A 13,135-nucleotide genomic window follows, 5' to 3' on the forward strand; every position below is an offset into this window, starting at 1 on the left:
ATTTGAGAGGATGTTAGTTATGGGATTACAGGAACGTTTGGAAGAAATAATACAAGAAGCTACGGGGACGTTCGGGGTTTATGTTAAACACCTGGAATCTGGAGAGACTGCTGCAATTAATGAAAATCGTTTATTTCAAGCAGCAAGTGTTTTTAAGATTCCAATCTTGGCAACCTTATACCGTGATGTTGAAGTAGGGCGTGTCGAACTAAAAGAACGTATTAGATTGAAAGAAGAGGACTTCGTAAATGGATCAGGTATATTTAAGGAGTTAATTCCTGGAGTCGACGTTACGATAAAAAATTTAGCAACTATGATGATAATTGTTAGTGATAATGTTGGAACAGATAAATTATTGAATATTTTAGGGAAAGAAAATGTAAATTTATTTATGAAAGAAATTGGATTATGCAATACTTATATTCATTTCAGCTGCTGGGAGCTACTTTGCGCATGTGTTGGACTACCGCCACAAAGCTTCTCACTTGACACTTATTATGAGGTAAACCGTCGATTTAAAAATGGTGAAATTGATTATAATTCAATTGTATTTCAAGAAAGCCATGAAAATAATGTAACAACTGCAGCTGATATGGCAGCATTGTTAGAAAAAATTGCAAATAAGCAATTAATTTCTGATAAAGCTTGTGAAGATATGTTTGAAATACTTGCAAAGCAGCAGTTTCGTCATAGAATACCTTATTTATTGCCTCAAAATACAGTTGTAGCCCATAAAACTGGCACAATTGCAAGTGTTGTAAATGACTCAGGGATAGTACAGCTACCTGATAATAAAGGTAATTTCATCATTTCAGTATTTTCAATTGGGAACAAAACAGAAGCTGAGGGTGCTAGTATCATATCTAAATTATCGAGAGTTACTTATCATCATTTTCTTAATAAAGTAACTGTTTAGCATAACAGAATATAAATTAATATCTAACGTGTTATGATAAAAAAGTATACAACTATAACATATCTCATAGCTGAATGGTAAGAAGGGTTACAACTAGTAAGTTATTTTCTTGTTAAAAATTAATTAAAGGTTTTACGCTTTTTATAAGAATGGTGGGGTGTTCACACAAATGTTTAAAGTGAATACCCCAGGACCTGATTAAAGGTTAGGACATGTAAAAAATATGGAACTAAATTTATACATAAAATTTCAAGATTATCCACAACCAAAGTCTTTTTTGTAAAACTTATACCATAAAGGTTCGTGTAATTACCAAATTACCTACGTAATAGATCAAGTATAGGTACTATAGTAATTGTTGGTTGGATAAATTACGCCAGGAGGTTTATAATTGAACAAAATTTGTATAAAACTTGGAGTTCATTATCTCTAAGCGATTAATAGTAGTGGTTTTTAAAATATAAAAGTGATGCATACTGAATGGTAAAAAGGGGGGATTAGCCATCAACCTTTTGAAAGAACCTGTATTTTATTAAGTAGCATACCTAGATTAACTCATTGGAAGGGCTGGCTGTATGGATAATTATAATGAAAGAATTAGAAAACAATTTAATGAACTAACAAAAGGACAGAAATTAGTTGCAAAATATATTGTTGACTTTCCAAAAGAGGTTGCATTTCAAACATCGAAGCAGCTAGGTATAGCAAGTAAAACAAGCGATACAACTGTGATTAGGTTATCATATGCTCTTGGTTATTCTGGATTTAGTGAATTGCAAAAAGAAATTCAATCTACTTTATTAGAAGATTCTTCACCAATTGTAGATCCAATTGAGGGCTTTCGATCTTCCTCCAAGTCTCTAAAAGATACAAATTTAATTCAACATGTAATTGAGAAAGATAGCTCCTATATTCGTGCAACTTTAGAACAATTAGATTATAACCAGTATAAAAAAGCTATAGATCTTTTAATTAGTTCTGAAAAACGAATAGTCATTGGCTTCCGTTCATCATATGGTCCTGCTAACTGGCTATCATTCAGCCTTAATATTGTAGTTGGAAATACGTTTTTATATCGTGGAGAAATAGAGGATTCTAATTATTTGTTATCACTAGTCGATGAGAGAACACTATTGGTAGCTATCTCTTTTCCTAGATATACAAAAGAAACCAATTCATTTGTAAAAGCAGCAAAGAAAAAAGGGGCAAAGGTGTTAGGAATAACAGACGATGAATTGTCTCCATTAGGGCTTCTTTCAGACATTTTGTTTAAGGTTGTTGCTCCTCCTCCAATTTCTCTAAAAGGTATTACACCAACTTTTGCATTACTTAACTTACTGATTACAGGTATAGCAGCTTCAGATGAATTAAAGGTTCAAAAGCGGATGGAGGATTACGACCAAACAAGTGATGATTTCTCTCCATTTACAAAACAGTAATTAGATAGGGGAAATAGGGACTTAAGATTATCAATAATCTTGAACTGGAAATTAACATTCATCAGATCTAGATTCAAAAAATGCTATTTTGGTGAAGAGAAAGTATTCGATAATATAGGTAATAAAGATAAAAGGTTTTTTTGATGTCACTCGGTATTCCGAGAATATAAATCAAAAGAACCTTTTCATTTTAATGAATGTTATGGATTAAGTATGTTCATCTAACAATATGTTAGATGGTTATGAAAAAAAGGAGTACAAAATTATAAAAATAATATACACAAAAGCATGCTTTGCTTAGTCAGTAGATCAAGTGTAAAAGCACTAATATGTGATAAAATATAGATTACACTACATTTATTTAAGGTGATGTTTTGCAATTGAACAAAAGAAATATAGTTTAATAAATGAGGTGAAAGAAATTGCATAAAGGAAGAATCATTTTACATATTGACCTTAATTGCTTTTATGCCTCAGTGGAACAAATTTACGATCCCTCATTAAAAGGAAAACCCATAGCAATTGCAGGTAATCCAAAAGAACGTAGGGGTATCGTTATTACGTGTAGCTACGAAGCTAGAAATAGTGGTGTTTACACAACCATGAATGTCGGTGAGGCAAGAAGAAAATGCCCAGAGTTAATTGTACTTCCTCCAAATTTTGAACGATATAGAGCTGCTTCAAAATCTTTTTTTGGCTTATTGAAAGAGTATAGTGAAATACTTCAACCAGTTTCTATCGATGAGGGTTATATTCAATTGCCTATAGTAGAAGGCCAAAATGTATTGGAACATGTACATGGTATACAAGATAGAATTTGGAACGAACTGCAATTACCTTGTTCAATAGGCATTGCGCCAAATAAATTTTTAGCAAAAATGGCAAGTGATATGAGAAAACCTATGGGTATTACAATATTACGTAAGCGTGATGTGCCATCAGTTTTGTGGCCAATGAATGTTATAGAAATGCATGGAATTGGGAAAAGCACCGCAGAGAAGTTGAAAAAGTTAGGTATACAGACAATTGGAGAATTAGCTGTGGCTGATGAATACACATTAAAACAAAAATTTGGAATCAATGGACTTCGATTGAAACAGAAGGCCAATGGCGAGGATGACAGACCTGTTGATCCAGAAGCAATATTTGATACCAAGAGTGTAGGAAATTCGACAACATTATCGCGTGATACCACTGATAGAGATGAATTATATAAAATAATTACAACACTTTCCGAAAAGGTAGCAGAAAGATTAAAGGCTAAAAAGCTTGCGGGAGTGACTGTGAGTATTTTAATTCGGACAGCTGATTGGGAAACTTATACGCGCAGTAAATCGATAAATAACGCGATTTTTTCAAAAGAGGATATAGTTGAACATGCGTGGAGTTTATTTAATAAAAATTGGAATGAGGAACCTGTCCGATTACTGGGTGTGACTATTTCAAATGTAAGTGACATTAAAGAAACGACACAGCAGTTAACCTTTTTTGATTTTGAAGAACATGTTAAAGATGAACCGATTATTAAACTTGTAGATCAAATTGAGCAGAAATTTGGAAAAGGTGTAATTTTAAGAGGGTCAGATATTGTAAAGCCAGTAGGGAAACATCAAGCAAACACAAGTTTTAGTAAGGACTTTTGGGATGATCATATTTAAATGATGGTAAATGTTGACTGGAAGGGGTATACCCCAACGATTGATGAGAGCTATATGGGAATGACAGAGCTTAGCAAGGAAAGACATGCTATAACAATTGCCCAGGAAATATAAGTATGCATTTTTACTCAGCTTGTTTTGGGAAGGGGATTATTAAACGCGGTGTGAATCTTGGGAAACGATCATCCTATCAATCACAAACAAACTTTAGTAAAGATTTATTTGACAATCATGATTGAAAATCAACGAAGGCAGGTGTATGCACCGTTATGCAATATGAAGAGTATGGCCCTATCAACGGTCCATTGATGATGTTCCTTCATGGGGGTGGTGTTGGAGGATGGATGTGGGAGCAACAAATTCAGCACTTTTCCAATTATCACTGTGTTGTCCCAGAACTGATGTCCTGCTCTCCATTTTCTATTGAGCAATGTGCAAGAAACCTTATACAACTCATTGAAGAAAAGGCCAATGGCAAGCAGGTGATTCTTATTGGTTTTTCATTAGGTGCCCAAATTGCTATCGAAATGTTGAGTGTCAAACCTAGTTTAATCGATTTTACGATCATTAATAGCGCTCTTGTTATCCCATCTCCTACTGCAGCATGGATGATTCGGCCCTTCATACGATTATCATTCCCGCTCATCAAAAATAAAGCATTCGCAAAACTTCAAGCAAAAACCTTATATATCGATGAGCGTTATTTTGAACGCTATTTTCATGACAGTTCTACGATGACAATAGATACATTGATGCACGTTTTACGAGAAAATATGACCTTTTCTATCCCGCATCATTTCCACAATGCACAGGGGAACATTTTAATTACTGTTGGAGATCAAGAGAAACGGATGATGAAAAAATCTGCACAAGCACTTGTACATAGCCACCCAAATGCCCAAGGGGTGATATTGAACAACATCGGTCATGGAATATCATTAGCCCAACCTGTATTTTTTAATCGTTTTGTAGAGAATTGGATGAAGGAAGGTCAATTACCAGAGGGCACGGTGATTCAATAAAAAACTCCATTATGACTAACCATACTCATAATGGAGTCGAGGGCTTTAAGGAAAATAGTGAGGATATAAATCTCTATGTTGCAACATCCACTCCTTCATTTCTATGATCATTTCTTCATAGCTAGGTACCATAAAGGAAAAATCTTTTCTAGTATTAATTAATGTTTTATTGACATTGACAAGCTCATGAGGAAGAATCTTTGTTCTATGATTAAAGAAGTGTTTATTCAATAACTGAAGTAGGTCGTATTTGGATATAGGAGACGAATTGACTAGGTGATAGAGTCCTGTTATATCTTCTTGGGCTGCATGTTCCATGGCTTTTGCCAAGGTGAGGGTTGTGACTCCCGTCCAAATAGCGCCAGTATAGCCTTGAATAGGACCTTTTTGTTGCATGAACCAATTGAAAAGCCCAATTCCATCTATTTTCAAATCAGGGCCAATAATCGAGTTACGGAATGTTAAATGCTTGTTGTGATCAATTTCACCTAAACCCTTTGTACGATCATAGAAAGTTGTACCGTCTCGTAAACTTTTTTCATAATAGGGTGCATTTTTTCCTGAAAATACACAATCCGTACTCATATGAATAAATTTCGTCTGGCGGTTTTCAAGAAGAGATACTATGGCATGTGGTAAATAACTATTCAAAAAAATACTTTTTTCAGGAGTAGCCTCACAGTCCTCATTTAACACACCTATACAATTAATAACGACATCAAAATAATTGTCATGTAGAAGTGAGCGTAAAAAATTTACGTCCGTAACATCACCAGTTATATTTTTTCCATAGGGGAAAGCAGTTCTCGTATAGGCTGTCACCTCATATCCTTGCTCCAATAAGTAGATGGAAATGGTATGACCAGCCATGCCAGTAGCACCGAGTACTAAAAATTTCATGGTTTTCCTCCAGTCCAATGGAGAAGCTCTTCTTGAATAAAAGGTAAGGTTTGTAATTTTTCTTTGATAGCAACCACACTTAACATTTGTGTATTATTAGAATTATATTCATCCGTTAAGGTAATTTTAGGAGAGCCCTCATCCAGGTATTTTCCATAATTTAAATCCCGATTATCTGCTGGAATCCGATAAAAATCACCTAAATCTATGGCTTTTGCTGCTTCTTCCTTTGTACATAATACCTCATACATTTTTTCACCATGCCGTGTGCCGATAATTTGAATGGCATTGTTCACTTGGAAAATTTCGAGTAGAGCTTGTGCTAAATTTTCTATTGTAGCAGCGGGTGATTTTTGCACCATAATATCGCCATTTTGTGCATGTGAGAAGGCATATAGCACCAATTCGACTGCTTCCTCAAGGCTCATCATAAATCGTGTCATGTTAGGATCTGTAATGCTTAAAGGTTTTCCAGCTTTTATTTGTTCGACGAAAAGTGGGATGACGGAGCCTCGTGAAGCCATCACATTGCCATATCTTGTGCCACAAATCAACGTTTGTTTTGGATCGACCATCCGTGATTTGGCGATAAATGTTTTCTCCATCATGGCCTTGGATATTCCCATTGCATTAACAGGGTAGGCCGCCTTATCGGTCGAAAGACAAATAATCTTTTTAACGCCAAATTGAATAGCAGCAGTTAAGACATTGTCTGTTCCTAAAATATTTGTTTTAACAGCTTCTAAAGGGAAAAATTCGCAAGAGGGGACTTGCTTAAGTGCCGCAGCATGAAACACATAATCTACGTTATACATAGCATGGTGGAGGCTCTGTATATCGCGTACATCCCCAATGTAAAATTTAATTTTAGAATGCTGATAAAGCCTTCGCATATCATCTTGCTTTTTCTCATCCCTTGAAAAAATACGGATTTCCTTAATGTCCGTATTTAAAAATCGCCTTAATACCGCATTACCAAAAGATCCTGTTCCTCCAGTAATCAGTAAAATTTTATTTTTAAACATAGTATGGTTTGTTACACCTCCCGCATGCTTAATACCATTCACAGTTGTTATTTCAATCCTCTTTCATGTAAATCGCATTCCGAGTTTTCTCTTGGGTAGTTGTACCAATAAGCGAATTCATGGGTATATTTACTCGTTGGGTTTTTGTCCATAAGTGCACAATTAAAATCCCAATCGCCCGCGATATCCTTACGAATGGTAAACTTTGCATCCCCGATAAAGCTTCTTCGAATGATTTTAAATTGTCCGGGCAATGAGTAGCGATTTGATTCATCTTTAATAAACCCATAGCCATTTTTGATGATCATGTTGTAATAATAAATATCAAATTCACCATCCACTTGTGCTAATACATTGCGGATGGCAGGTAAATAGTGGTCATCACTATCGATGATGGCAATATAATCACCTGTTGCCTCAGCTATGCATCGATTATAGGCAACACTTGCACCGAGATTCGTTGGATGAACGATGATTTTTAAAGCTGCGCAGTTTTTTTGATAGTTCTGTAAAATGGCTAAAGTATTGTCTGTGGAGCCGTCATCTACAACGATAATTTCATAGGCATATTCTTTAGGAATACTGTCAAGCATTGTTAAGATCCATTCTTCGCTATTAAACGCAGGTGATAAAAAGCTTAATTTCATTTTATCCCTCCATCCTTATTAGTTAGTTTAGTTATTCAGGTTTACTGAGTAGATTCTTTATTACAATATGCGTGGATAGAGGGCTATTGTAGGCAATTGCTTGTTATCAGAAGTTTTTTAAGAGAGTAGTTTTATGAATAGTATTATTTTTTGGTAGAGAAATATGGGGATGCAAGTGACAATTTACTAAGTTATACACGTTTGGCAGGCGTGGGCATAAACTAGGCAAGAGCGCTTTTTTAAGAAAGAGGGATTCGATGAAAAAAAGGATCGCATTTATTTGTAGCGTGGAATCTTCTAAACTTTCCGATGCACACATTTTCAAAGATCTGTGTCTTGTACCTATTTTACTAGGGGAGTATTTAGGGTATGAAGTTAGTATAGTTACGACAGAGATGAATGAAACCCTTCTGCAACAATCTTTTCCAGCTGTAAAATTTGAGCATGTACCATTTGGAATTGATTATGTAGCAAATATGAATGCCTATTTAGTTAAGCATGCCAAGGACATCGACCTTGTATTTGCTATAGGGCCGTATCCATCCTATCTTTCCATTCTTCAAACCTATAAGCAATATAATCCTAATGGCAAAATCTATATGAAGTTAGATGTTAATCGATTTTGGCTAAATCGATTAAAAACCTATCCATACTTTTTAGAATTGCTACAGCTTTGTGATCTTCTGACCTCTGAATGTGCCTCTATTCAAACGGCTATTCGAGAGTTTACACAATTAGATGTCAAACATATCCCAAACGGCTTTTATGAGCATTTTCACACAGAGCCTGTACAGTTTCATGAGAAAGAAAATAGAATTCTATCAGTAGGACGCTTAGATGCGCCAGAGAAGCAGACCATCTTTACGGTAAAAGCCTTTCTAGCAGCACAGCTGACAGACTGGGAGCTTCGTTTAGTAGGGCCAATGTCTGAATCGTTTCAGCAGGAGCTTACAATGGTACTGGACGGTCATCCCTGTGCTACTCAAGTGACGATTGTAGGGCCCATCTATGACAAGGTGCAGTTGGAGGAGGAGTACCGTAAGGCGAAAATTTTCTGCTTAACCTCCACGGTCGAATGCTATGCACATGTTTTTGCAGAGGCTGCTAAAAACGGTTGTTATATCGTGACAACCGATGTTGATGGGGCTGCAGATATTACCCAACAACAACGTTTTGGCATTATACATCCAACACATGATTGGGAAAGTGTTGGAAAGACGTTGAGGCAAATTTCACAACAGGAAACATTGCTAGCAGATACTTGTCAACAGCTACAAGCCTACGCTCGGAAGGAATTAAACTGGCAGCATATCGTGAAAAATGTCGCTGCATATTTAAATGAATAAAAGTAGAACTTCTCTCGATTGAGAGGAGTATTCTTTTCTTTATACCATTATTTCCTATATAATAAAAACTAGATTTATAATGTTAGTGAATCACGGGAATCACGGGAAGACACAAGGGGAGACAAAAATGGAAATACTACAAGCAACTATGAACGAACTAGAAGAGTTAACTATGCTATTTGATGAATATCGTCAGTTTTATGGGATTGAATCAGATATAAGTAGCACAAAGGCATTTTTACAATTACGATTGGCCTTAAAAGAGTCGGTTATTTTTATTGCACTAGTAGATGGCAAGACTGTTGGATTTACACAATTATATCCAACATTTTCTTCCATCGCCTTACAACGTGCCTATATTTTAAATGATATTTATGTTACAGAGGATGCTAGAGGCCTAGGGGTGGGCAAATCATTGATGGAAAAAGTATTTCACTATTGTGAGCAACAGTATGCTCGCTATGTTACATTGCAAACGGCAGCTGATAATGTGAATGCACGTAAGCTTTATGAAAAGCTTGAAATGAAGCAAGATGAATACTGTAATTATGTTAAATATTTTATGTAAGCAAAATGTGTTAGCATCTCATCTTATGATGAGATGCTTTTTTGTGGTCCTAAAATCCCCTAGATATTTTTAATCTAGGGGACGTTATTGTCATTATTTAATTTCTAACGTATAAGGTTGTGTACTTGCTTGACCATAATATTCACTAACTTCAATATAGTATTTGCCTGCATCCAGTTCAACTGTACCCATTTCAGCATCTCCAGCTCCGTAAAGATCTAAAGTTTTGACGGTTTTCCCGTTTGCATCTAACACACGAATCACGCCATCTAGCGCTTTTTCCGTTTGAAGTGAGAAGAAAACTTCACGTTTTTGGTCATTGTTAAATTCAAAGTAATCTTTATCACCAAATGGAATACCCGCATTTAAATATTGAGTAGCTACCCATTTGTCGTCTTTTTTCGTTAGGGCAGATGGTTTGGTTGGTACACCATTCACTAATTGGGAATCTGCATCTTCGTCTGCTCGTTTATGGTCAAACATCGTTAATGTATAGGGTTGAATGGACACTTGGCCAAGACCCATGCTATTAACTAGAATAAAATACCCGCGATCTTTTTTAGCCTTAAAGGATGTATTTACGTCTGTCGTTCCAACCATACCAAGTAGCATTTCAAGAATATTATCGCTTATTCCAAAAGGTATGGCAGTTTCCATTTCTTTCGGATCAATTTTCATATTGCCATTCGTATCTTCAATTATAGATCCTGCAAATTTCAAGTCCTTTTGTAGCTCTTTTGGCAGTTGATTTAATTGTTCATTGGTAAATGGAACAGAGGAAAGCAACAGACTCATAACTTCATCATTGCCTTCTTGCTTATAATAATAATAATCCTCATCGTCTTGGTAAATTAGATGATCCTTATAAGTTGTACCTGGTTGAATTTTTATAGCTTTTGCTTCTTCATGATTCTCTGGATTATAATCTGTTGGAATATCACCTATTTTACTTGTTTTCAAAGTATAAGGTTCAGCAGAACGTTCACCTGCATTCACAACGGCTACCACATATGTTTTGTCCTTTTTCAATGGTATAACTTTTGCATCGTTTTCATTACCAGCTGAACCAAGGAGTAATGAAAGTAAACCTAAGTCATTTGTTAAGGACGATACAGGAATTAGTTCCTTTGCTTCTTCATTATATTCAAACACAGTACCAGAAGGCATTTGGTTTGCACCTTTGATAAAGCTAAAACTATAAAGGGCATCTTCCTTAGATTTAAATAAGAAGTAGTCCTCATCATATTCTGTTTGGAAATAAGCTTTTTGATCCTCTCCAATAGTAAAGCGAATAGCTTGCTTGATAATCGGATCAACATTTTCTAGACTGTCCGTTGTAAAGGAATTCATGAACATACTCATAATGCCATCAATTTCATTGCGTTTTTTTGCTGTACTTGGTGTAATCGGTAATTGTTCTTCAGGGACACTTTCCTCGAACATGACTTCCTCTATAGGTAGTCCATCTTCATCTGGTGGGAGTGTAACAACCTCTCCTTTTAATGTATAAGGGATCATGGATTCACTGATTGTTTCCTCTTTTTCAATGCCACCACTAAAGAACATCTCGATTGAAAATTCACTATCACTCTCATTGGATACACTTAAAACATATTCTTGATCTGGAACAGCATCGATGATCATACTAACAGCTTCACCTTTACCTGCACCGTAAGAACTTTGAATTGAGTAGGCTTCCTCTTCTTCACTGTCCTCTTTTTTAGCTTGATTCACTTCCTCCGGTGGAATTGGATTGAAGTCATCTTTTAGATAAAGATCCATAGAGGCAGTAACACCTGGAATGCCAGATAGATCAAACTTTAATGTCGTCGGTTTTTTTACAGAAAACGTAAAATAATCTTGATCTTTTTGTTGGTCTTTGGACAATAGTGTGTAGTTTTTGCCTGCTGTATTATATGGGAACTTTTTAATTGACTCCATTGAAGATTTATCTAATGCATCGATTGGCAAGTCCGAGTCCTTCGTAGTTTGTGCTGTAAAGATATAAGTAGATTTGCCTTTTAAGCTATAGCTACCATTATGATCTTTCACACCAATTAGAAGCGTTCCTTTTTGGTCTGCTTTAAAGAGATAACCTTCTTTTTTTCCTACGCGAACATCATTAACATGGATCGGCTCTACTTCACCTTGCTGGTTATTTGGGTAGAAATATAAGTCAAAGGCATAATCGTAGTTATCAGCGCCTTTTAAAGTTAACTGGGTATATTCATTCGCCTCTAACTCAACCTTGTACCATTTTTTTTCGTCTTGCTGTTCAAAAACACCCTGTTCAGTATTTAAAGTATTTTTAGCAAGAACTTTGGCGTTTTTGATACGCTCTTCTTTGGATTCAGAATAATGTTTAGGAAGATTATTTAAATCGAACTGTAAGGCTTTCACAGGATCGACAAGCCCATGACCATAAGTAAGATCATAGCCTTTCTCACCCAAATCTTGAGCCGTCATTTCAAGAATGGCTTCAATTTCATGTGGCTTTAAATTCGGATATTTTGATTTAAGTAGGGAGGCGATGCCTGCCACTACTGGAGATGCCATAGATGTGCCACTAAATTTGACAAATGAAGATCCTTTTTTCTCATCATGTACGGTACTGTAGATATCTTCACCTGGTGCCACGACATCGACAGATGGACCAAAATTGGAATAGCTTGATAGTTTATTGCGATCATTCGTTGAACCAACACTAATAACGCCTTGATAGGAAGCCGGGAAAGAATATTCATCAGTCGACTCATTTCCTGCCGCTGCTACAATCGTAATTCCGCTATCAATGGCTTTTTGAACAGCTTCCTTCATAAGTGGAGATTCACCATAGCCTCCTAGACTCATATTAATGACGTCAGCACCTTGCTCAATGGCGTACAGAATACCTTGTGCAATGATAAAATCATTTGCTCCTTCTTTGCCGTTAAAGACATCAATTGGTAGTAGCTTGGCTTTCGGATTAATCCCATGTCCACCTATTCCATTGTCTTTTGCTGCGGCGATAATGCCTGCAACATGTGTTCCGTGATCACCTGGATAAGAAGTATTTGCGGGTGCGGCTGCATTATATGGTGTAAGTACTTGAGATTTTAGGTCGGGGTGTTTAAAATCAACACCAGAATCGATGACAGCTACTGTTACGTCATGATCGCCAGCTAATGCTAATGCCTTATCCATTTGCAGTAGGCTTAAATGATACATCTCTTGTTTCTTTGGATCGAGTTCCTTGTTGAAAGAATGATAGACATAACTAGGGGATACACTTGTAATCCCGTTCTGCTTTAAATAGTAAGAGACGGCCTTTTCTATGGATACACCTTTGTTAAGCTGAATCACATCATAACCTAATGAAGGGATGGAGCGGATGACCTTGGAGCCAATTTTTTTATGTACGTTTTTATCAAGCCCTGAATGCTTGATAATAATCGTATCCTTACTCATCCATTTCTCTTCATTTTTAAGATGCTTTCCTGCATGTTGTGAACTGCTTGCTAATACGTTCTTCGCCGTTTGTTGTGGTATCTCCTCCGCAAAGGCAGAAGCGGCAGGAACCATAAGTGCAGCAGATGCTACGACAGCGACTGATTTTTTTAACCAACTTTTCAATT

10 protein-coding genes are annotated in these 13,135 nt (G+C 36.2%); 6 read left to right on the plus strand and 4 right to left on the minus strand.

The genetic code is table 11. From position 1 onward, the window contains the following. Nucleotides 1-19: 19 nt before the first annotated feature. The 4 genes from AO843_RS07550 to AO843_RS07565 all read left to right on the plus strand — a co-directional run bounded on the left by AO843_RS07550 (nt 20) and on the right by AO843_RS07565 (nt 5,035). A complete protein-coding gene (locus AO843_RS07550; RefSeq protein ID WP_231630098.1) occupies nt 20-916 on the plus strand; it encodes a serine hydrolase in 897 nt (298 codons plus the stop codon). 575 nt (nt 917-1,491) lie between these two features. Next, complete coding sequence (locus tag AO843_RS07555) at nt 1,492-2,355, plus strand: MurR/RpiR family transcriptional regulator (RefSeq protein WP_054610514.1); 864 nt, start codon at nt 1,492-1,494, stop codon at nt 2,353-2,355. 422 nt (nt 2,356-2,777) lie between these two features. After that, nucleotides 2,778-4,013, plus strand: coding sequence for a DNA polymerase IV (locus AO843_RS07560; protein ID WP_054610515.1), 1,236 nt, complete (start codon nt 2,778-2,780; stop codon nt 4,011-4,013). A gap of 269 nt (nt 4,014-4,282) precedes the next feature. Next, complete coding sequence (locus tag AO843_RS07565; protein WP_054610516.1) at nt 4,283-5,035, plus strand: alpha/beta fold hydrolase; 753 nt, start codon at nt 4,283-4,285, stop codon at nt 5,033-5,035. Between the two features lie 45 nt (nt 5,036-5,080). Here AO843_RS07565 and AO843_RS07570 read toward each other — a convergent pair whose 3' ends face one another. Genes AO843_RS07570 through AO843_RS07580 form a run of 3 tightly spaced genes read right to left on the minus strand, consistent with a single transcriptional unit; the run spans nt 5,081 to nt 7,607 of the window. Next, nucleotides 5,081-5,935 (minus strand): SDR family oxidoreductase, encoded by an 855-nt coding sequence (locus tag AO843_RS07570; RefSeq protein ID WP_054610517.1) that lies wholly within the window; start codon nt 5,933-5,935, stop codon nt 5,081-5,083. Then, on the minus strand, nt 5,932-6,960 hold the full coding sequence (locus AO843_RS07575) for a polysaccharide biosynthesis protein (protein ID WP_054610616.1): 1,029 nt from the start codon (nt 6,958-6,960) through the stop codon (nt 5,932-5,934). The genes AO843_RS07570 and AO843_RS07575 overlap by 4 nt, the downstream gene beginning before the upstream one ends. Before the next feature lie 47 nt (nt 6,961-7,007). Continuing rightward, nucleotides 7,008-7,607 carry a glycosyltransferase family 2 protein gene (locus tag AO843_RS07580; RefSeq protein ID WP_054610518.1) on the minus strand — a complete coding sequence of 200 codons (600 nt, stop codon included), beginning with the start codon at nt 7,605-7,607 and terminating at the stop codon, nt 7,008-7,010. Nucleotides 7,608-7,864: 257 nt separating this feature from the next. Between AO843_RS07580 and AO843_RS07585 the strand changes: the two genes are divergently transcribed. Together AO843_RS07585 and AO843_RS07590 are read left to right on the plus strand one after the other, a co-directional pair. Beyond that, nucleotides 7,865-8,953 (plus strand): glycosyltransferase family 4 protein, encoded by a 1,089-nt coding sequence (locus tag AO843_RS07585; RefSeq protein ID WP_054610519.1) that lies wholly within the window; start codon nt 7,865-7,867, stop codon nt 8,951-8,953. A 127-nt stretch (nt 8,954-9,080) separates the two neighbouring features. Next, the gene (locus AO843_RS07590; protein WP_054610520.1) at nt 9,081-9,521 is read left to right on the plus strand and encodes a GNAT family N-acetyltransferase; all 441 of its coding nucleotides are present in this window, start codon (nt 9,081-9,083) and stop codon (nt 9,519-9,521) included. A gap of 93 nt (nt 9,522-9,614) precedes the next feature. On the opposite strand, the gene AO843_RS07595 is transcribed toward AO843_RS07590, so the two are convergent. After that, a complete protein-coding gene (locus tag AO843_RS07595; RefSeq protein WP_054610521.1) occupies nt 9,615-13,133 on the minus strand; it encodes a S8 family serine peptidase in 3,519 nt (1,172 codons plus the stop codon). Between the last annotated feature and the right edge of the window lie 2 nt (nt 13,134-13,135).

Origin of the sequence: Lysinibacillus sp. ZYM-1 (assembly GCF_001308875.1) — a bacterium.
In the GTDB taxonomy this organism is placed as follows: Bacteria; Bacillota; Bacilli; order Bacillales_A; family Planococcaceae; genus Lysinibacillus.